General features: G+C 37.7%; 17 protein-coding genes. 12 read left to right on the top strand and 5 right to left on the bottom strand.

The features are described from left to right. Positions 1–2 precede the first annotated feature (2 nt). Entirely contained in the window at positions 3–839 is an 837-nt protein-coding gene (locus tag NMU02_RS08835; RefSeq protein WP_255027455.1) for an aldo/keto reductase, read from the bottom strand. Between the two features lie 256 nt (positions 840–1,095). Between NMU02_RS08835 and NMU02_RS08840 the strand changes: the two genes are divergently transcribed. Continuing rightward, on the top strand, positions 1,096–1,782 hold the full coding sequence (locus NMU02_RS08840) for a hypothetical protein (RefSeq protein ID WP_255027456.1): 687 nt from the start codon (positions 1,096–1,098) through the stop codon (positions 1,780–1,782). Positions 1,783–1,932: 150 nt separating this feature from the next. Here NMU02_RS08840 and NMU02_RS08845 read toward each other — a convergent pair whose 3' ends face one another. The 4 genes from NMU02_RS08845 to NMU02_RS08860 are packed head-to-tail and all read right to left on the bottom strand — an operon-like array spanning position 1,933 to position 4,321. Next, on the bottom strand, positions 1,933–2,838 hold the full coding sequence (locus tag NMU02_RS08845) for a hypothetical protein (RefSeq protein ID WP_255027457.1): 906 nt from the start codon (positions 2,836–2,838) through the stop codon (positions 1,933–1,935). Between the two features lie 7 nt (positions 2,839–2,845). Then, entirely contained in the window at positions 2,846–3,298 is a 453-nt protein-coding gene (locus NMU02_RS08850) for a DUF6108 family protein (protein WP_255027458.1), read from the bottom strand. Positions 3,299–3,321: 23 nt separating this feature from the next. Further along, positions 3,322–3,780, bottom strand: a complete 459-nt coding sequence (locus NMU02_RS08855) for a PG0215 family putative anti-sigma factor (RefSeq protein ID WP_255027460.1) — start codon at positions 3,778–3,780, stop codon at positions 3,322–3,324. Then, a complete protein-coding gene (locus tag NMU02_RS08860; protein WP_255027462.1) occupies positions 3,758–4,321 on the bottom strand; it encodes a GFO_1088 family ECF-type sigma factor in 564 nt (187 codons plus the stop codon). Before NMU02_RS08860 ends, NMU02_RS08855 begins: the two co-directional genes overlap by 23 nt. Positions 4,322–4,502: 181 nt before the next feature. Here NMU02_RS08860 and dnaG point away from each other — a divergent pair, with 181 nt between their 5' ends. The 11 genes from dnaG to ileS all read left to right on the top strand — a co-directional run bounded on the left by dnaG (position 4,503) and on the right by ileS (position 22,824). Then, the gene (gene dnaG, locus NMU02_RS08865) at positions 4,503–6,503 is read left to right on the top strand and encodes a DNA primase (protein WP_255027463.1); all 2,001 of its coding nucleotides are present in this window, start codon (positions 4,503–4,505) and stop codon (positions 6,501–6,503) included. 9 nt (positions 6,504–6,512) lie between these two features. Beyond that, entirely contained in the window at positions 6,513–7,430 is a 918-nt protein-coding gene (locus tag NMU02_RS08870) for an ABC transporter ATP-binding protein (protein ID WP_255027465.1), read from the top strand. 8 nt (positions 7,431–7,438) lie between these two features. After that, positions 7,439–8,725, top strand: a complete 1,287-nt coding sequence (locus NMU02_RS08875; protein WP_255027467.1) for an ABC transporter permease — start codon at positions 7,439–7,441, stop codon at positions 8,723–8,725. Positions 8,726–8,949: 224 nt separating this feature from the next. Further along, positions 8,950–10,806: a methylmalonyl-CoA mutase small subunit gene (gene mutA / locus NMU02_RS08880; RefSeq protein WP_255027468.1), complete on the top strand. Its 1,857-nt coding sequence runs from the start codon at positions 8,950–8,952 to the stop codon at positions 10,804–10,806. Between the two features lie 17 nt (positions 10,807–10,823). Further along, positions 10,824–12,968: a methylmalonyl-CoA mutase gene (scpA, locus tag NMU02_RS08885; RefSeq protein WP_255027469.1), complete on the top strand. Its 2,145-nt coding sequence runs from the start codon at positions 10,824–10,826 to the stop codon at positions 12,966–12,968. A 339-nt stretch (positions 12,969–13,307) separates the two neighbouring features. Next, entirely contained in the window at positions 13,308–13,493 is a 186-nt protein-coding gene (locus NMU02_RS08890; protein WP_494337085.1) for a 4Fe-4S binding protein, read from the top strand. A gap of 94 nt (positions 13,494–13,587) precedes the next feature. Continuing rightward, the gene (locus NMU02_RS08895; RefSeq protein WP_255027470.1) at positions 13,588–14,625 is read left to right on the top strand and encodes a TQO small subunit DoxD; all 1,038 of its coding nucleotides are present in this window, start codon (positions 13,588–13,590) and stop codon (positions 14,623–14,625) included. Positions 14,626–14,777: 152 nt separating this feature from the next. Continuing rightward, positions 14,778–16,145: a DNA repair protein RadA gene (radA, locus tag NMU02_RS08900; RefSeq protein WP_255027471.1), complete on the top strand. Its 1,368-nt coding sequence runs from the start codon at positions 14,778–14,780 to the stop codon at positions 16,143–16,145. Between the two features lie 16 nt (positions 16,146–16,161). Beyond that, complete coding sequence (locus tag NMU02_RS08905) at positions 16,162–17,721, top strand: NAD(P)/FAD-dependent oxidoreductase (protein WP_255027472.1); 1,560 nt, start codon at positions 16,162–16,164, stop codon at positions 17,719–17,721. A gap of 22 nt (positions 17,722–17,743) precedes the next feature. After that, positions 17,744–19,213: a carbon starvation CstA family protein gene (locus tag NMU02_RS08910; RefSeq protein ID WP_255027473.1), complete on the top strand. Its 1,470-nt coding sequence runs from the start codon at positions 17,744–17,746 to the stop codon at positions 19,211–19,213. A 191-nt stretch (positions 19,214–19,404) separates the two neighbouring features. Beyond that, positions 19,405–22,824 carry an isoleucine--tRNA ligase gene (gene ileS / locus NMU02_RS08915; RefSeq protein WP_255027474.1) on the top strand — a complete coding sequence of 1,140 codons (3,420 nt, stop codon included), beginning with the start codon at positions 19,405–19,407 and terminating at the stop codon, positions 22,822–22,824. The last annotated feature ends 59 nt before the right edge of the window (positions 22,825–22,883 follow it).

Raw genomic sequence — 22,883 nt, forward strand, 5'->3', positions numbered from 1 at the left:
CATTATATTACTTCTAACGGAATTTTATGATCTGGATAAGGAAATGCCTCGTCGAGACGTTTCATATCATCGCTAGTAAGATTTATCGATAAACTCTTATAATTTTCTTCAACATGTTTCAGAGATGACGCTTTCGGTATAGCCATTATCCCGGGATTCCTTAAAACCCAAGCCAAAGCGATCTGAACAGGTGTGGCAGTATGACTTTCTGCTATTTCACGCAAAACCGGATGATTAAGCAACCGACCTTGCTCTACAGGAGAATACGCAATTAAAGGAAAATCATGTTTCTGTGCCCAAGGTATCAGGTCATACTCTATACCCCTGCGTGTCAGATTATAAAGGACCTCATCGGCAGCACACGAATTCCCCTCTTTAATCGAGAAAAAATTTTCCATATCCTCTACATCCATATTACTGACCCCCCATTGACGTATTTTCCCCTGTTTCTGCAAGTCAAGCATTCCGGATACCGTCTCCTCAAACGGGTGCACTCCGGCCCAGTGAAGCAAATAAAGATCGATATAATCGGTTGCAAGCCTTTTCAAACTTCTTTCACAAGCGATTTTAGTGCCTTCTCGAGTCGCATTTGAGGGCAATATTTTCGTAATAAGAAAAACTTTATCTCTCCGCCCTGCTATTGCTTCACCGACAAGCTGTTCCGATCTTCCATTTCCATACATTTCAGCAGTATCGATTGCGGTCATCCCCATTTCTATACCTGCTTGCAAAACTCTTATTTCATCTATACGGCGAGGCGGATAATCGCCCATATTCCAGGTTCCCTGCCCTAAAGCACATACTTGAGTGTCGTCTACGAATGTTACTATTTTTTTCATAATGTATGTATTTATTGAACAAAACTTTTATCGGAAGTTTATATTTACCGATGATAATACGATAACAAGATATTGACACTAAAGGTTATTATAAAATTATGAATATGGATTTAATATATAAATGATTCTATATTGTATCAACTATTTTCATTAGTTTTACAAACTATAATTAATAAATGGTTCTCCATTGAAAAATAATATTCTTTTCTTTTTAAGAATTCAGAAATGATCTTTAATCAATTTAAAATAAATTAGTATGAAGTATTTTATCGTATTCTTTTTTTCAGCCTCCGTAATTTTTTGTGATTCAAGTGCTGCACAGACCGGAATAACTAAATATAAAATAGAAGATAAATCATTGAATACCGCTGCTCAAAAATGGATGGAGACAGCATTATGGTTATCTCGCCGAATGAAAAAAACAGTTGAGAATGAAGAAGTGCCTAATTTATTCACAACAAACCCTGAATTGCTTCAATACATAGATAGTATTGCAAAGGTTTGTCGTCGCGATAGTAGTTTACAAAGTGTAATAATAGTAAGAATCCCTGATAGCAAAAAACTTCTCGAACTACATAGTTCAATAAAAATTAGTGAGAAAACATGGGATTTAGTGAAAGACCGGTTTACTATTTCCGCCCTTATTTCATCAATGAACAGCCAAGAAGGTTACCTGCAATTAGCAGCCTCAGAAATGCTTGCCGTAAGTCATACTTATATAAAGCCTCCCGAGTGGAACAGCAATTTACTATTTTTATTAAATTACGGAAGTGAGTTTGATTCGGCAGTCGCTTTCTGGCAATCGGGAGAAAATACGATAACCGGGGAAGCAAAATTTTTTTCAAATCAACAAACAAAAGATTTCATACAAGTCATGAAACATTTATTCGGGTCGGAACTGGTATGGAAAAAATGGGATAAAGAGGAATTAAAAGAATTATAAATTGTAACCATAAAAATAAAACAGAATGTGGTTTTCTTTTGTGAATACCACATTCTGACATAAAATTATATATTTAAATTAAAAATTTCCAGGTTAAATTAAGCTATACTTATCAACTTTGAAAATAGACATTTTTAATCCCGATCCGAATTAAAAATACAACATAAATCCGGTCGAAAAGCTGTTCATCGAAGGACCATAATTCTTTTGTATCATATTAAAAAATGAATATTTGGCATAAAAGCCCAAATGGCTGTAACCTAATTGAAGTAAAAAATCGACGTTAATAGGATTAGGATATATATTTTTTGAAAATTCCTTAATCTTTCGATTTTCATAACGAGTCATGGTCTTCACACTACTATATGTTTTAATACCTATAACGGGTCCAAATGACACGAATGGCCTACCTTTTAAACATAAGCTTTGCCATTCGGCAAGCAAAGGAACATTCAGATGTACGGTTTTCAGTCGTGAATAATCAAGAGATACGTCCGGTAAAACCGGTGAAATTAAAATTTGTTTATTATATTTTACAAAATAAAATTCGTTATCCATTACATAATTACGCCAATCAAGGCCTATTCCCGAAACCAGGCCCCAACCTGTATTTCGTATCTGAGAATGAAATGTTACGATATTCCAAGTAATTTCGAAAGACCGTGCGAAATTAAGAGACAATCCATTCTCATTAATAAACCGGAATTCATCGTTCATTATATTACAAAACCCCAATCCCAATCCGGCCCAATGAGGCTTAAAAGAATGTCGTTTTTCATTTTTTTTGGTCAACAGCTCCGAAAATGGAAATGAAATTATTTCATTCACTTGCCAAGTTTCCTGTTTATTGCCATTTTGATATTTTGCATCATATATACGATTATAATTATCTCCCTCGGCATCAAAAACCGTTATCGAAATATTTTCCGGGGCATCTTTAATAATATAACGCTTGCCGTTATATATTAAAGTCGTATCATTAATATTCATTGAATTATTTTCGGCAATTGCCGAAAATGGAAAAATTGTAACAAGTAAAACTAACAATGTTTTCATTTGCTTATTATTTCTTTTTGTTTATAAATATTTTTATCAAGGCGTCGAGATCAGTTTTTCCCTCGAGATAAATGATCGTCGCATTTCCACTATTTTCTTTATGAAAAAGAATAAAACGATTCGCATCTTTATCACTATTTAGTGCTGGGGGTAGCTGATAATAGGCAGCTAAGACTTTATTTCCATTTTTTATAACTTTACTATTAACCGCGTTTTTTCCATCGGCCAACACTGCTTTTTCGAACTTTGCGACATCATATTCCGAATTTTTCACCGATATACTATGAAAGAAAGACAATTTATATGATTCTAACTCCCTCCCTTTCATTATCACTACAACAGCATTCGAATTTTTATTATACTCACCCGAAAATAAAGTAGACACATTTAAGCCTTTCTGTGCCCCGGAATTTATAGCCAGACATAAAAAATAAAGTATAAGTATAAAAATTTTTTTCATCTTTCTATGATTTATTTTCCAATTTACGGAATCAACGGATCGAAAATACCAGATAACTCTTCCTCTACCGAGTGATCACAAACCGGAAAAACGGATAATGTTTTTCGTAGCTGCTCTTCAACAATTTCTTTTTTTGTATAACGTGTTCCATATACATAAGCGATATAGTCATTACGCAATGGTAAAATCCCATAAACAATACCTGCAATCACTGCTGCCGTAACAGTCGAAGCAACAGAAATACGGTAATGAGCGATCCTTTTCCTTTTTTTATCCATTTGGGTATATTGCTTTCCCATCATAATATAAGATATTACGGCTTTATCCGCATTGTGCTTAGCTGTATAACGAGAATCCATAAAGTATTCCTGAAGTAAACGTTCTTCTTCCGTTGTGGTTTCTCCCTCATAATACCGTCCGATCAGTTCTTCCCAATCGACATATCTTTTATCATTATTGTTACCCATTATATCTATCTTCATGTACAATACGATTATACTGGTCCCTAATTTCTTTACGTGCTCTCGATAAATTCATACGCACTGCTGTAGGCTGCATATTCAGCTTTTGCGATATTTCTTCAATTTCATATCCTTCAAAATCTTTCATTTCAAGTATTTGCCTTTGTAAAACAGAAAGATGTTCATTTATAATTTGGCGAACGATTAAAAAAGTCTCCCGAGTTTCAAAATTTTGCTGAATATATTCACCAGACCCAATATCTTGTGTTTTGTCAAGTTTCGAAAAATACAAGCTATCCTCGCGTCTCAACCGATCGATACAAATATTTTTAGCTGTTTTTACAGCCATCGAAGCCGCCTCGTTTTCTGTTTTTATACGATCCTTAATGGGCCAAAGCCTACAGAAAACCTCCTGTACTACATCAGAAGCATCTTCTCTGTTCCCCAGAAAATTGCCGGCAATATTCAACAGTTTGTTTTTCTGCTTAATGAAAGTTATAACTAACGGTTCGTGACTCATTTTCAATTTGGGATAAAGACCCGGATTACCGATCCTTATCAAAACTTTATTTTAATATGAAACGAAGTAATAAAAAAAACGTAACATGGAATAATCATTTTTTTTTGTAATTCATAAAATTTTCTATTACGATGAAAAAGTAAAGGTAAAAAACTATAGCTATCTCCCTCCTATTTTCCATCATAATTCATTATCTTCGTCGCATAAAGGAGAGAATATTTCTATGATTGATCAAATAACAGTAGATAAAATACTCGACGCTGCCAACATACTTGATGTAGTTTCCGATTTCGTGACCTTACGTAAACGAGGAGTAAACTACATTGGGTTATGTCCGTTCCATGACGAAAAGACCCCTTCTTTCAGCGTATCACCTTCAAAAGGCATTTGTAAGTGTTTTAGTTGCGGTAAAGGCGGAAGCCCCGTCCATTTTATTATGGAACACGAACAGATGTCTTATTATGAGGCCCTTAAATATTTGGCAAAAAAATACAATATAGAAATTAAGGAACGGGAACTGAGTGATGAAGAGAAACAGGTACAAAGCGACCGTGAAAGCATGCTCATCATCAATAATTTCGCACAGGAATATTTTACGAATATACTCTTCAATCATGTCGAAGGTCGATCGGTTGGTTTGGCATACTTTCACGAAAGAGGTTTCCGAGATGATATTATAAAGAAGTTCTCTTTAGGATACTCTCTCGAGCAACGCGATGCGTTGGTTAAAGAAGCCGAAAAAAAAGGATTTAAACAAGAATATCTGATAAAAACCGGCCTTTGTCTCGAAGGTCAAAACGGATATATCAGCGACCGTTTCAGAGGAAGGGTAATTTTCCCGGTTTTTAGTTTATCCGGCAAAGTACTTGCTTTCGGAGGAAGAGTCCTGAAAAAAAGCGACAAGTTGGCAAAATATGTCAACTCACCCGAATCAGAAGTCTATCACAAAAGCAACGAACTTTACGGGATATATCAAGCCAAGCAAGCAATCGTTAAAAATGACTGTTGTTTTCTTGTAGAAGGTTATACCGATGTATTATCTATGCATCAAGCAGGAATCGAAAATGTCGTAGCTTCTTCAGGAACATCGCTTACCCCCGGGCAAATTCGTCTTATACACCGTTTTACCAATAATATTATCGTCTTATATGATGGTGATGCAGCTGGGATAAAAGCCTCGTTACGAGGTATCGACCTCATACTTAAAGAGGGGATGAATATTAAAGTAGTACTGCTACCCGATGGAGACGACCCCGATTCATTCTCGAAAAAACAAAGCGCCTCGTCTTTTACAGAATATATTAAAAATAACGAGGTCGATTTTATACGATTCAAAACCAACTTATTACTCCAATCAGCAGGAGATGACCCTATAAAACGAGCTGCATTAATTTCAGACATCGTTCAAAGTATTTCGATTATACCCGATTCTATTGTTCGTTCGGTATATACCAAAGAATGCAGCCGCCTTATGGACATCAACGAAGAAGTTCTATTGAGAGAAGTAAACAAAAAAAAATTCGATTTACTCACCCAAAAACAAACTCCTCCGATAAATACCTCGATTGAAAAAGAAAATAAAGATCAGGAAACCGGTGCAGAAACAGAACAAAATTTACCGGAAACGACACCAGAAACCGTAAAAGAAAAAAGAAAATCTTCTCCTTTAGATTCATTCGAACGTACCCTTATACGCTATATGGTACGCTATGGCCGTCACATATTATTTACAGTAAAAGACGAAAATACAAATGAAAACATCGAATGGAAAGTGATTCCTTATATCATTGCTGATCTGAAGAATGACGAGATAGAATTTCAGCATCCATTATACCGTTATATGGCAGAAGTCGCTGTTAAAAAATTTGAAGAAGACAGTGAACACCTCGAACGATATTTCTTGACACATCCAGATGAAAATATCAGTAAATTAGCTGTAGATATGATTAGTGAAAAATATCAGTTAAGTAAAATACACACTAAATTTCAAAAAATAGATACTGAAGAAGATCGTTTGGCAGACTTAGTTCCCAGAGCTTTATACGAACTTAAAAACGCAATCGTATGCCAAAATATCAAACAAATAAATGATGAATTAAAAAAAGCGGGCAAAACTAAGGATTTGGAAAAAGTAAACAGTCTTATGTCTGAATTATCTACCTTATACGAAGTAAAAGCCGCCCTTGCCAAACAATTAGGAGAACGCATAGTTAACCCTTCATAAAAATAGAACATGTATTGTATTGAAGCCATACATATTACTAAAAATTACACTCGCCACACAGCACTTGAAGATGTAACAGTAAAAGTACCCCAAAACGTCATATACGGATTACTGGGTCCCAACGGAGCAGGCAAAACTTCGCTTATTCGTATATTCAACCGTATAACATTACCAGACAAAGGCAAAATATTTTTCAATGGACATTCTTTACAAGATAAAGATGTACAATATATCGGTTATCTGCCAGAAGAACGTGGATTATATAAAAAAATGAAAGTTGGAGAACATATTATTTATATCGGCCGACTAAAAGGAATGAGTAAAAACGATGCTTCGAAAGAAATGCATGGATGGCTTGAAAAATTCGGTATCGGTGAATGGGAAAACAAACGTATCGACGAACTATCGAAAGGAATGCAGCAAAAAATACAATTTATTGTAACGGTAATGCACAGTCCGAAGCTACTTATTTTGGACGAACCTTTTAGTGGATTTGATCCGATAAATGCCAATTTACTGAAATCGGAAATTTTAGAGTTTAAAAAAAAGGGGACGACAATTATTATTTCTACCCATAACATGGAATCGGTAGAAGAACTTTGCGACGAAATATCTTTAATCAATCATTCACATGTCATACTCGAAGGGAATGTAGATTCGATCCGTAAATCCCATAAAAAAAATATTTTCCGTATCGAAAGCAATAATCTCATACCGGTTTCTGATAATAGACATTTTCATATTCTCTCTCAACTGGAAGACAAACACAAACAAATTACTTTTCTGCAAAAAGACAAAGACATAAGATCAAATGAAATATTAAAAGAACTGGTTAATATTTGTGACATTACCGCATTTGAAGAAATTCTTCCTACAATGAACGAAATCTTTATTGAGGCGGTAACGTCCGGCGATATAAAATCATAAGAAATAAAATGAAAAAAATAGGTCTTGTCATACAACGAGAATATATTAACAGAGTAAAGAAAAAATCATTTATTCTGATGACTTTTTTAGCCCCTTTATTAATGGGTTCCTTGATTATGGTCCCTTTATGGCTCTCTTCTTTTTCCGATAACACAACACGTAACATTTATGTGATAGACAGCACAGGACTATATGCCGATGTGTTTCGATCTTCCGATAATTATACATTCAGTTACTCGAAAAACAACTTTTACCCCGACCGCCAAACTGATCAACCTTACGCGTATATAGTAATTACCGATAATTTGCTTACCCACCCGAAAAGTATCGCCATATATTCAGATAAACAGGTAAGTCTCGACTTTAAGAAATCGATACAAGACCGAATGAACCAATGGTTAGGTGAACAAAAACTCCTATCCTATAACATACCGGAAATAAAAAAAATTATCGAAAATACAAAAATCAATATCGATATACCGACTATCGTTCTTAACCAAGATGGTAGCAGGCAAGAAACCTCAGCCGAGTTTGCTACTTTGATCGGTATGTCCAGTACTTTGATCATCTACCTTTTTCTACTCCTTTATGGGGCACAAATCATGCAAAGCGTAATGCAAGAAAAAACCAACCGCATTGTAGAAATTATGGTGTCCTCAGTAAGGCCATTCGACCTCATGTTCGGCAAAATCATTGCTGTTGGACTCGTCGGGCTTACCCAGCTTTTTCTATGGCTAATACTTTTTTCCATTCTTATTATTTTTTTCGGCATAACATTCGGTATTTCAGAAATTTCAGCTCTTGCATCCGGACAACTGACATCAGCCACACTGATACAAAATAACGAAATCTTACAAATGATATCAGGCATACCCTTTACAAACCTCATTTTTTCCTTTATATTCTATTTTATCGGAGGTTATTTACTTTATGCATCCGTTTTCGCTGCAATCGGATCGGCTGTTGATACCGAATCAGATACACAACAATTTATGATACCGGTTACAGTCCTCATCATTTTTGCACTTTATACAGGATTATATAGCGCTCAAAATCCTGATGGGCCGCTTGCTCTTTGGTGTTCATTCATTCCATTTACTTCTCCTATCGTAATGATGGTAAGAATTCCGTTTGGAGTTCCTTTTTGGCAAATCATTCTTTCCCTGTTAATTCTGGCTGGAACAGCGATCTGCTCTATCTGGGCATCAGGACGCGTTTATCGTATCGGAATATTGATGTACGGAAAGAAAAACAATTATCATGATCTGCTAAAATGGATAAGATCTAAAAATTGATGTTATATTCTATCTTGTAAAACGGTACCAAAAACACATCATTTCATTGTTTTTATTATAGAAAAATTTCTTTATTAAAAAGGAATACCTATTTTTGTGTAGGTCTTTCGCACCGGCAAAATAAAAAATTGCCGGAAAACCGTCCTTTATAGAATAGGACTATATGGCAACGGCGAAGAAAGTCTTTTTGTACTTAAATCACAAAAAACTAACAGACAAACACTATGGCAGATTGTAGAGAAAAGCTGTTCGACCAATTTCCCCCGGTTAGTACCGAAGAATGGATGGAAAAAGTGACAGCAGACCTGAAGGGCGCCGACTTTAATAAGAAACTCGTGTGGCGCACAAACGAAGGTTTCAGTGTAAAACCTATGTATAGGGCAGAAGATACCGAAAACCTGAGAATAACAAACTCTAAACCGGGTGAATATCCCTATATCAGAGGAACAAAAGATAACAACGACTGGCTTATCAGACAAGAAATAGAGGTTACCGATGTTATATCAGCAAACTCAAAAGCAAAAGAAATATTGGGTAAAGGTATCAATTCGATCGGATTCCATCTACAAGCAGAAAATATCACTTCCGAGAAAATCGCCCTTTTGCTAAAAGGTATCGATCCTGAAACAACAGAACTCAATTTTCACTCATGCGTAAAACATGCAAAAAAATTAGTGGAAATTCTTAGTGAGTATTTTAAACAACAAAAAATTGATACACAAAAAACAAAGGGTTCGATTAACTATGATCCTTTTAAACGTTTGCTGAAACATGGTCGCGACTTCGAAGGCATAGCCTCATTAGCTGCAGATCTTATTAAAGCAGCCGCAGGATTGCCCAAATATCGCATACTCTCTGTAGACGCATATCTGCTAAATAATGCGGGTTCTTATATTTCCCAAGAACTCGGATTTGCACTTGCTTGGGGAAACGAATGGCTATCCTCTCTTACCGACGCAGGCTTGAGTGCAGATGATGTTGCTAAAAAAATTAAATTCAACTTCGGCATTTCCTCTAATTATTTTATGGAAATCGCCAAATTCAGAGCCGCCAGAATGCTTTGGGCACAAATCGTATCGGCCTATTCACCTGCTTGCAGTTGTGCTCCCAAAATGAAAATACATGCACAAACCTCACAATTTAATATGACAATTTATGATGCGCATGTAAATTTATTACGTTCTCAAACCGAAACTATGTCTGCAGCATTATCGGGTGTAGACTCTATTACGGTAACACCTTTTGACATTACTTATAAAGAGCCTGATGATTTCTCGGAAAGGATTGCCAGAAATCAGCAACTTTTATTAAAAGAAGAATCTCATTTCGATAAAATAGTCGATCCTGGAGCAGGATCTTATTATATAGAAAATCTTACCGTATCGATCGCAGAACAAGCGTGGAAACTATTCCTCGAAACAGAAGATAAAGGCGGATTCTATCAGGCATTGAAAAGTGGATTTATACAAGATCAGATCAATGCCTCATCAATAGCAAGACACGCTGCTATTGCCAAACGAAAAGAAATTCTTTTGGGAACGAACCAGTACCCTAACTTCAACGAAACCGCCTTTCAAAAGATTAAAAAAGAATCGAATGGTTGCGGTTGCAAATCACATGGATGTATTCCTGACTTCCCCACCCTCAATTTCAGCCGCGGAGCGAGTGACTTCGAAACATTAAGACTGGCAACAGAAAAATCAGGCAAACGTCCCAACGTGTTTATGCTCACAATCGGAAACTTGGCAATGCGTCTGGCTCGATCACAATTTTCTAGTAACTTCTTCGCTTGCGCTGGATATAAAATTATCGACAATCTCGGTTTCGATACTATACAAGCAGGCGTCGATGCCGCAATAAAAGCCAAAGCCGATATCGTCGTTCTTTGTTCGAGTGATGAAGAATACGCGACATTAGCACCCGAAGCCCAAAAAGTACTAGGAGACAAAGCTATTCTGGTTATCGCCGGAGCTCCCGAGTGCATGGAAGAATTGAAATCTCAAGGCATAGACCAATTTATAAATGTACGCAGTAACGTACTCGAAACATTGCAGGCATTTAACGCTAAATTATCAATTTAATCGAAAGACACAGAAAAATGAAACCTGATTTCAAAAATATAAATATAACAACTGATGCGTTTACAGTTTCAAACTGTAATAATAACGCACCAAAATCGGAACAGCCGACATGGCTTACTCCGGAATTAATCCCGGTAAAACCCATCTATACCAAAGAAGATCTCGAAGGTATGGAACATCTTAACTATGTAGCTGGTTTACCACCTTTTTTAAGAGGGCCGTACAGTGGTATGTACGCAATGCGTCCATGGACGATACGTCAATATGCCGGATTTTCAACAGCAGAAGAATCGAATGCATTTTATCGACGAAATTTAGCATCAGGCCAAAAAGGATTGTCGGTGGCATTCGATCTTGCGACACACCGGGGATATGATGCCGATCACGAACGTGTAGTAGGAGACGTAGGTAAAGCCGGCGTTTCCATTTGCAGCCTCGAAGACATGAAAGTACTTTTCGAAGGAATACCCTTGAATAAAATGTCTGTATCTATGACCATGAACGGTGCTGTTTTACCAATCATGGCTTTCTATATCAATGCCGGACTCGAACAAGGTGCCAAACTGGAAGAAATGGCCGGTACGATTCAGAACGATATTCTGAAAGAATTTATGGTACGTAATACATACATATATCCTCCCGAATTCTCGATGCGTATTATCGCCGATATTTTTGAATTTACTTCGCAATATATGCCTAAATTCAATTCGATCTCTATTTCGGGTTACCATATGCAAGAAGCCGGCGCAACTGCCGATATAGAACTGGCTTACACATTGGCCGATGGGCTTGAATACTTGAGAGCCGGAGTAAATGCCGGAATGGATATCGACTCATTTGCCCCCCGGTTATCATTCTTTTGGGCAATTGGAATGAATTATTTTATGGAAATTGCTAAAATGCGTGCTGCACGTATGTTGTGGGCGAAAATCGTAAAACAATTCAATCCTAAAAATCCTAAATCATTAGCGTTGCGTACTCACTCACAAACTTCGGGATGGTCTTTGACCGAACAAGATCCCTTTAATAATGTAGGACGTACTTGTATAGAAGCAATGGGTGCAGCACAAGGTCATACGCAATCGCTACATACCAATGCCCTCGATGAAGCGATTGCTCTGCCAACCGATTTTTCAGCTCGTATCGCCCGTAATACCCAGATATATATACAAGAAGAAACGTATGTAACTAAAGAGGTAGATCCTTGGGCAGGATCATATTACGTAGAATGGCTGACTAACGAATTGGCGCATAAAGCCTGGGAACACATTCAGGAAATCGAGAAACTCGGCGGTATGGCGAAAGCTATCGAAACGGGATTACCTAAATTACGGATCGAAGAAGCTGCCGCCCGCACACAAGCCCGAATCGACTCCGGTAAACAAACGATTGTCGGCGTAAACAAATATCGTCTCGAGAAAGAAGATCCGATCGATATTCTCGAAGTGGATAATACCTCGGTACGAAAACAGCAAATCGCACGTCTCAACGACTTAAAAGCTCACCGTGACGAAAACGCTGTAAAAGAAGCATTAGCTGCAATTACAGAATGTGTAAAAACAAAAAAAGGAAATTTGCTCGACCTTGCCGTAAAAGCAGCAAAAGTAAGAGCTACTTTAGGAGAAATATCTGATGCCTGCGAAGTTGTCGTAGGACGTTATAAAGCAATTATAAGAACTATTTCAGGCGTGTATTCTTCAGAAACAAAACAAGATGCCGATTTTATCAGGGCAACTCAACTGGCCGAAAAATTCGCGAAAAAAGAAGGTCGTCAACCCCGCATCATGATCGCAAAAATGGGCCAGGACGGACACGACCGCGGTGCAAAAGTGGTTGCGACAGGTTATGCCGATTGTGGATTTGACGTCGATATGGGCCCATTATTTCAAACCCCGGCAGAAGCTGCACGGCAAGCTGTTGAAAACGACGTACATGTTTTAGGAGTATCTTCCTTGGCTGCAGGACATAAGACATTGGTACCCCAAGTAATCGAAGAACTTAAAAAACTCGGTCGAGAAGATATAATCGTAATTGCTGGTGGTGTAATACCCGCACAAGACTATAATTTCTTATATGAAGCGGGTGTAGCTGCAATATTCGGCCCGGGTAGTTCTGTTTCTAAAGCGGCATGTCAAATTCTTGATATTTTACTCGACGAATAATATCGTATTGAATTTTTAAATACTAAGGGGCTGTCCAAAAAGTCGGATAGCCCCTTGCTGTAATTTACAGTTCAGTAGTAAAAGAAGAAAAGTTATCCTTATTCCCTGATAGAAAAAATAATAATCTCAAGTTTATTGAATGATATTTATTTATAGACTTACACGCTGTAAGTTAAAAAATAAGAAGTTGATTTTTTCGACTTACATTTTTTCTCATTACTTAATTTAACATATTTATTTTCCAATAGAATATTTTTCTACAAGAAAATATTTGTATATTTGCAATGATATTTGAGAAACAACTCAAGTAAAACAATATTTTCAATAAATAATAACAACATGGCAATTAAAATAAATCCAGACCTTTGTCCACAAAATCATCGTTGTCCCCTTATAAAAATGTGCCCTAAAGAAGCTATTTCACAAGTCGGGAACCAATTACCACAAATCTCCGAGGAAAAATGCATCGAATGCGGAAAATGTATAAAATCATGCGGCATGCATGCAATAAGCTTTTACCATTAACTATTGTTTATTTATCTTATTTTTCAATAACATAAATATATACACCATATTATTAAAAAATAAAATTTATATTTATATGAAAATATAGAATATTATGGGAAACTTAAACAAAAAAGATGAAATTGGCAGTTATGCCCTGTCGGGAATGTTTACTTTATCATTAAGATTAATTGTAGGATGGACCTATTTTTCGGCATTCTGGAGAAGAGTAGTTCTTGAAAATAAACTAATTCCTGACGATCCCGGATATATAGGTGAAAAATTCAACCACTTCTTACCTAATTCGATCGGAATAAAACCAATAATAGAATATTTGGTAAGTAACCCCGATTTACTTTGGTGGGCAATGATCATATTTACAATCATCGAAGGTATTGTCGGTTTATTATTCATGTTAGGTTTTTTAACCCGATTGATGAGCATCGGTATATTTCTACTTGCAGTCGGTATACTCTCGGGATCGGGATGGTTAGGAACAACCTGTTTAGATGAGTGGCAAATCGGTATTTTAGGAATGGCTGCAGGATTCACACTATTTTTTACCGGAGGTGGTAAATATTCATTAGATGCATTGCTATCAAACAAAGTTCAATTTTTTCAAAAAAACAAATACATCCCCTGGATTACTTCTGGTGCACTGCCTGTAAATGATAAAATATTAAAAAAAGTATTCTTATCGGGTACAGTGTTAGTATTTGGTTTCTCACTATTCACCAATCAGGTTTTTCACGGTGGTGTATGGGGAAAACTACATAACAAATCGGTAAAGCCCAAAATTGAAATAACCGAAAGTGCCATTAAAAATGAGACTCTCTCATTCACAATATACCGCACCGAAGGAGTAGACGTATACGGATCTTTTTTAATTGGATTAACTTTAAAAGCCCCTAATGGAAATATTGTATACCAAAAAAACGGAGATGAACTGGCTGAATTCCCACCCCAAAATATTATAAACAAATATGTCGCAAAAATCAAACCGGGAAAACACAGTTTAGTAATCCCTCTCGGAAGTAAAGCCGAAATAAAGATTCGAGATCCCAAAATACAAAATCTTCTTAAAGGTAAATATGTATTGATTCTTACCGATATCAGCGGACTTACCTGGAGTAAAGAAATAACCGTTAATTAATTCTGAGCATTTTTTTGAACTCATATTTTTTTGCCCTAATACCGAGTAATACAAGATATAGGGAGCTTGTAAAACAAGTTATTTATTATACGATAATCCCTGTGTTTTTATAAAAAGTAATATATTTGCCTTATCAACCAGAAATTAGAAGAATGGCAAAAAATAAATCGGTATATGTATGCAGCAGTTGTGGCGCCGATTCTCCAAAATGGATCGGGAAATGTCCCGTTTGTGGAGAATGGAATACTTATGTCGAAGAAGTCTTAACAAAAAAACCAGTAAATAAAACAGTCTATGTCTCTGAAGAGAATCGAAAAATAAAACCGCTACGGCTTCACGAAATCGTTACCAGCGAGGAAGTACGTATCGACCTGCATAATACTGAACTAAACCGGGTATTAGGGGGCGGTTTGGTTCCGGGATCACTGGTTCTTATTGGCGGCGAGCCTGGAATCGGCAAATCTACACTTGTATTGCAGACTGTTTTGGGAATAGCTGATAAAAAAATACTTTATATATCCGGAGAAGAAAGTGCACGACAATTGAAACTACGAGCCGACCGGTTAGATAGTTCCAATGCGGATTGTTATATCGTATGCGAAACTTCCCTCGAAAATATTTTCGTACACATTAAAAATACAAAACCAGATATCGTCATTATCGATTCGATACAAACCATTTCAACTGAAACTATCGAATCTTCTCCCGGTAGTGTATCCCAAGTACGGGAATGTTCAGCATCGATTTTAAAATTCGCAAAAGAAACGGGAACCCCGGTTATCCTCATCGGACATATTAATAAAGAAGGCAGTATCGCTGGACCAAAAGTTCTGGAACATATTGTGGATACTGTTTTACAATTCGAAGGAGATCAACATTATATGTACCGTATATTACGCTCGATAAAAAACCGTTTTGGAAGCACAGCAGAGTTGGGTATTTACGAAATGCGACAAAACGGACTCCGGGAAGTAAGTAACCCGTCGGAATTATTACTATCACAAAATCATGAAGGACTAAGCGGTGTAGCTATCGCAGCCGCGATTGAAGGAATCCGGCCTTTCCTGATCGAAACGCAGGCATTGGTAAGTACTGCTGCCTATGGGACTCCTCAACGTTCTGCAACTGGATTCGACCTGAGACGTATGAATATGCTCTTAGCGGTTCTCGAAAAACGAGTCGGTTTTAAACTGGCACAAAAAGACGTATTCTTAAATATTGCAGGCGGTTTAAGAGTAAATGATCCGGCTATGGATCTGGCGATTATAAGTTCCATACTTTCCTCAAATATGGATGTAGCTATTGAAGGCCAAACCTGTATGACAGGAGAAGTAGGACTTTCGGGAGAAATAAGACCGGTAAATCGGATAGAGCAAAGAATTCTCGAAGCCGAAAAATTAGGATTCGGGCACATTGTTATTCCATATAATAATCTGAAAGGATTCGATTCGAAAAAACTTAACATCGAGATTATCCCTGTAAAAAAAGTAGAAGAAGCTTTCAGACAACTATTCGGATAAACATAACCAATTAAAAATGATAAAAGAAATACAGTTAAGGCTTCTGCCGCAACAGGCAGCTTCTGAACAGGTTATCGCACAATATATCAGTAAAAGTCGTGGCATCGATTTAAATTCTATAAAAGCAGTTCATACGTTGAAACGCTCGATTGATGCGCGCCAAAAGACTATATACGTAAACATTTCTGTAAGAGCCTATATAAACGAAATTCCCGATGACGATGAGTTTAAGCGCATAACTTACCCTAACGTAGAAGAAAAAGAAAGAGTTATCGTCGTAGGTGCAGGACCAGCCGGATTATTTGCAGCATTACGTCTGATAGAACTCGGGATATGTCCCATTATTATTGAACGGGGGAAAAATGTACATGATCGAAAAAAAGACATTGCCCTTATCAGTCGTAACCAAACAGTAAACAGCGAATCAAACTATTGTTTTGGTGAAGGTGGTGCAGGCGCATACTCAGACGGAAAACTTTATACCCGAAGTAAAAAAAGAGGATCGGTAAACCGCATCCTTCATATTCTTTGTCAACACGGAGCCAGCATTTCTATTCTATCAGATGCACATCCACATATAGGAACCGATAAATTACCGTCGATAATCGAAAACATACGTAACCAGATTATTTCTGCAGGTGGAGAAGTTCACTTCGATACCCGCATGGATAAACTCATCATAAAAAACGGAGAAATAATAGGAATAGAAACTCACAAAGGAAAAATATATACTGGTAAAGTAATTCTGGCAACTGGACATTCGGCCCGTGATGTATATTATCATCTATACAATTCGGGTATTCCCATAGAAGCTAAAGGTATAGCCGTAGGCGTACGCCTCGAACACCCTCAGGATCTTATCGACCAAATACAATATCATAACCCAAACGGACGAGGGAAATACCTTCCGGCGGCAGAATATAATTTTGTAACACAGATCGGAGGAAGAGGAGTATATTCCTTCTGCATGTGTCCAGGAGGTTTTATCGTACCAGCGGCAAGTGGCCCCGAACAAATAGTCGTAAACGGAATGTCGCCTTCACACCGAGGATCGAAATGGGCAAATTCGGGAATGGTGGTAGAGATAAAACCTGAAGATATTCCCGACTATTCAATACATGGAAATTTAGCCGTAATGAAATTCCAAGAAGAACTCGAGAGATTGTGTTATGTAAACGGGAATTGCAAACAAACCGCCCCGGCACAACGAATGACAGACTTCGTAACCCGTAAAGGATCATTCGATCTTCCGGAAACTTCATATACTCCGGGAGTCATTGCCTCTCCCCTTCATTTTTGGATGCCGGAATTTATAACCACCCGTTTACAAGAAGGATTTAAATATTTCGGTAAAATATCGAAAGGTTTTTTAACCAGGGAAGCATTAATGATAGGAGTAGAAAGTAGAACTTCTTCTCCGATACGCATTCCCCGAGACAAGGAAAAATTAGAACACATCACGATAAAAGGCTTATACCCATGCGGAGAAGGTGCCGGATATGCAGGTGGTATCGTTTCTGCAGCAATCGATGGCGAACGATGTGCCGAAGCATTAGCCGCATCATTGTCAAAATAATTTTTTAAACCCAAATCTTATTATGATCTCTTTTTGCATCGCCCTGCTGATTCTTATCACAGGTTATTTTATTTACGGAGTTCTTATTGAACGCATTTTCGGAATCGAACCAAATAGAAAAACACCTGCTGTCGCCAATCCTGACGGTGTCGATTTCGTTCCTCTCCCTAAGTGGAAAATATTCATGATACAATTTTTAAATATCGCGGGATTAGGTCCCATTTTCGGGGCCATTATGGGAGCCCGTTACGGAACCTCCGCTTTCCTATGGATCGTTTTCGGTACTATCTTTGCCGGAGCTGTGCACGATTATCTCGCAGGGATGATTTCATTACGTCATAATGGTGAAAGTTTACCCGAAACAATAGGTCGATACCTTGGTTTAACAACCAAACAAATCATGCGCGCATTTACCGTAATTCTCATGATTCTCGTCGGCGCAGTCTTCGTAGCCGGACCTGCTGAGTTGCTCGCCATGCTTACTCCAGAACATTTAAACAGTACTTTTTGGATATATGTAATTTTTATTTATTTCATTATCGCGACCCTTTTCCCTATCGATAAAATCATTGGGCGAATTTATCCCTTATTTGCAGTCGCACTTTTATTTATGGCTATAGGCATATTAGGTGTTTTACTCATAAAATTTCCGGATATTCCTGAAATCACCGACGGATTGAAAAATATGCATCCACAAGCAGCAGAATCTCCCATATTTCCAATGCTTTTTATAAGCATAGCCTGCGGAGCAATATCGGGTTTTCATGCGACACAATCACCTCTAATGGCACGTTGTATGACCAATGAAAAACAAGGACGCCCCATTTTCTACGGAGCTATGGTTACCGAAGGTATCGTAGCACTTATTTGGGCAGCGGCAGCCACTTATTTTTTTAGTCCCGAAGGCCAGCAAACTTTTGGTGTTACCGGGCATGAATCGGACATAAACGGAAAAGCAGCCGTTATAGTACAAAAAATATCGGAAGGATGGCTGGGTGTATTCGGAGGATTTCTTGCAATATTAGGTGTCATTGCTGCACCGATTACCTCAGGCGACACCGCCTTGAGATCGGCAAGACTCATCGTTGCTGATTTTATACATTACGATCAGCGAAGTATTATAAAACGATTGATTATCTGTATTCCTATTTTCATAATTGCGATTGCAATTTTAATTTACAGTCTCGCCGATAAAGACGGATTCGAACTTATCTGGAGATATTTTGCCTGGAGTAACCAAACATTGGCTGTATTTACTCTTTGGGCAATTACGGTATATCTTACGAAAAAAAATAAATTTTATTGGGTTACCCTTATCCCCGCACTATTTATGATGACCGTAGTACTCGCCTATATTCTCTTCGACCCGATCGGTATAGGGTTACCTTATGCAACTTCTGTAACAATAAGTATAGCAATTACAGGTATTTCGGCCATATGGTTTTTCTATAAATTAAGAATTTTAAAAAAGGCCGATAATAAAAATACTTGAATTTTACTTACATAGGTATTACGAAATGCCGCAGCTAAAGCTGCGGCATTTCGTAATACCTATTTGTTTGGATTTTAAGACCATGCTACCGAATAATCTTCGGTAATTATTTATTATACGCATTTCCGTTTTTCACCTATTTTTCGTACCTTCGTCGCAATTTTTGAAAGAAGATATATTAGGATCAAAATATGAATAAGAAATTTGCCGAATATTCACACTTCGATTTGTCAGAGATTAACAAAGAAGTGCTAAAGACATGGGATGAAAATGATGTATTCCATAAAAGTTTGGAAACGCGTGAAGGTTGTCCGTCATTTGTTTTTTACGAGGGTCCTCCCTCAGCAAACGGAATGCCGGGAATCCACCATGTAATGGCACGATCTATAAAAGATATTTTTTGCCGTTATAAAACCATGAAAGGCTTTCATGTAAAACGTAAAGCCGGATGGGATACGCACGGATTACCAGTAGAACTCGGCGTAGAAAAAGCTTTAGGAATTACGAAAGAAGATATCGGCAAAACGATTTCGGTTGCAGATTATAATGCTGCCTGTCGTAAAGATGTCATGAAATATACACATGAATGGGAAGACCTTACCCATAAAATGGGTTATTGGGTAGATATGCACAACCCGTATATTACATACGATAACCGCTATATCGAAACATTGTGGTGGTTATTAAAGCAACTTTACAAAAAAAATCTTTTGTACAAAGGATATACTATACAACCATATTCACCCGCCGCAGGAACAGGTTTAAGTACACATGAACTGAACCAACCAGGTTGTTACCGCGATGTAAAAGATACGACTTGTATCGGTCAGTTTAAAATGAAAAACCCGAAACCGGAAATGAAAAATTTCGGGGAACCTTATTTTCTTGCTTGGACCACTACCCCCTGGACCTTTCCTTCGAATACAGCCCTTTGTGTTGGGCCGAACATAAGTTACGTAGTTGTACAAAGTTATAACCCTTACACCGGAGCACCTATCAGTGTAGTTGTCGCCAAAGATCTATTACATACGCTTTTCAATACTAAAGCTGAAGATCTCGAACTCGAAAATTATAAACCGGGAAATAAACTCATACCCTATAAAGTCGTAGCCGAATATACCGGTAACGATCTGGTAGGAATGGAATATGAGCCGTTAATACCATGGGTAAACCCTGGAGAAGGCGCTTTTAGAGTAATACCAGGTGATTTTGTTACTACAGAAGAAGGCACCGGCATCGTACACATTGCTCCTACTTTTGGTGCAGATGATAATCGAGTAGCTAAAATTAACGGCATTCCTCCGATGATGATGATCGATAAAGACGGAAACCAGCGTCCGATGGTAGATATGAGCGGTAAATTTTACGCAATTGAAGATCTTGATCCCGAGTTCGTTAAAAATTGTGTGAATGTCGATCTTTATAAAGAATTTGCAGGACGTTATGTAAAAAATGCCTATGACAGTTCATTAAAAGAAGACGATACCACTCTCGATATCGACATTTCGGTAATGTTGAAACAGTCGAATAAAGCCTTTAAAATAGAAAAACACGTACATAGTTATCCTCATTGCTGGCGCACAGACAAACCCGTATTATATTATCCTCTCGACAGTTGGTTTATACGTACTACCGCTTGTCGTGAACGCATGATAGAACTGAATAATACTATAAACTGGAAACCTCAATCTACCGGAAGCGGACGTTTTGGGAAATGGCTCGAGAACTTGCAAGATTGGAATCTCTCACGTAGCCGGTATTGGGGTACTCCTTTACCGATTTGGCGAACAGAAGATGGAACAGAAGAAATATGTATCGGTTCGGTAGAAGAGCTATACAACGAAATAGAAAAAGCAATCACTGCGGGTGTGATGAAAGAAAACCCATACCCCCAATTTACCCCGGGAGATTATAGTACAGAAAATTATGATAAAATAGACCTGCACCGGCCTTATGTAGATGATATTATACTTATCTCTCCCTCGGGGAAACCGATGAAAAGGGAAAGCGATCTGATAGACGTTTGGTTCGATTCGGGTGCTATGCCCTATGCTCAAATACATTATCCTTTCGAAAACAAAGAAATTTTTGATAACCGGGAAGTTTATCCAGCCGATTTTATCGCAGAAGGCGTAGATCAAACTCGCGGTTGGTTCTTTACATTACATGCTTTGGCAACCATGATATTCGATAGCGTAGCTTATAAAGCAGTTGTTTCGAACGGTCTTGTTTTAGATAAAAACGGAAATAAAATGTCGAAACGCCTGGGCAATGCCGTAGATCCTTTTTCTACGATCGAAAAATACGGTTCAGATCCATTGCGCTGGTATATGATTACCAATTCATCACCTTGGGATAATCTTAAATTCGATTTGGAAGGAATAGAGGAAGTACGTCGTAAATTTTTCGGAACCTTATATAATACATATTCATTTTTTGCATTGTACGCAAACGTAGATGGATTTAGTTATAGCGAACCGGACATACCCGTAAATGAACGCCCTGAAATCGACCGGTGGATACTCTCTTTATTAAATTCCTTAGTTAAAGAAGTAGACGAACATTACGCAAATTACGAACCGACCCGCGCCGGCCGTGCAATCTCGGATTTTGTGAACGATAACTTGAGTAACTGGTATGTTCGACTCAACCGTAAACGATTTTGGGGTGGTGTAATGGATAAAGATAAACTGTCGGCATATCAGACATTGTACACTTGTCTCGAGACCGTATCGATGTTAATGGCTCCCATTGCTCCTTTCTTTGCAGATCGATTATTTACCGATTTGACAACATCGACGGGTAGAGCTTCAGATTCGGTCCACCTCGCACACTTCCCTGAGTCCCATACAGAATACATAGACAAAGAACTCGAGGAACAAATGAAAATCGCACAGGATATAACTTCTATGGTACTTGCTTTACGCCGAAAGGTCAATATCAAAGTGCGTCAACCGCTAACCACACTTATGATTCCGGTTCTCGACGAAGGTCAGAAAAAACATATCGAAGCCGTAAAACCGCTTATATTAAGCGAAGTAAACGTAAAAGAAATGAAGTTTGTGGACAATGCCGCCGGAATATTGGTAAAACGTATTAAACCTGATTTCAAAAAATTAGGTCCGAGATACGGTAAAATTATGAAACAATTGGCTACCGCCATTTCTTCAATGTCTCAGGAAGATATTTTAATGTTTGAAAATGCCGGTACTTTTACGTTTGAAATTGAAAATCAACAAGCAACAATTGAATTATCAGATGTAGAAATAATTTCGGAAGACATCCCCGGATGGCTCGTTGCAAACGAAGGCAGAATCACCGTCGCTCTCGATATTACAGTAACCGAAGAATTGAAACGTGAAGGTATCGCCCGTGAACTGGTTAACCGGATACAAAATATCAGGAAATCGAGCGGTTTGGATATTACTGATAAAATAAAAGTATATGTATCATCCAACCCAGAAACAAATTCTGCAGTAGAAGACTATAAAGATTATATTGCCAAACAAGTGTTGGCCAATACAATAGAGATAACCATGGAACTACCTGGCGAAATTACAGACCTCGATTTCGACGGTCTGAAACTACCAGTATCGATTATCAAAGTATGAATTAGATGAAATATACCACGCTACGTTTTGTATATTAAGGTAATTTCTTTACATTCGTA

This window comes from Coprobacter tertius (assembly GCF_024330105.1).
GTDB classification, from domain to species: Bacteria; Bacteroidota; Bacteroidia; order Bacteroidales; family Coprobacteraceae; genus Coprobacter; species Coprobacter tertius.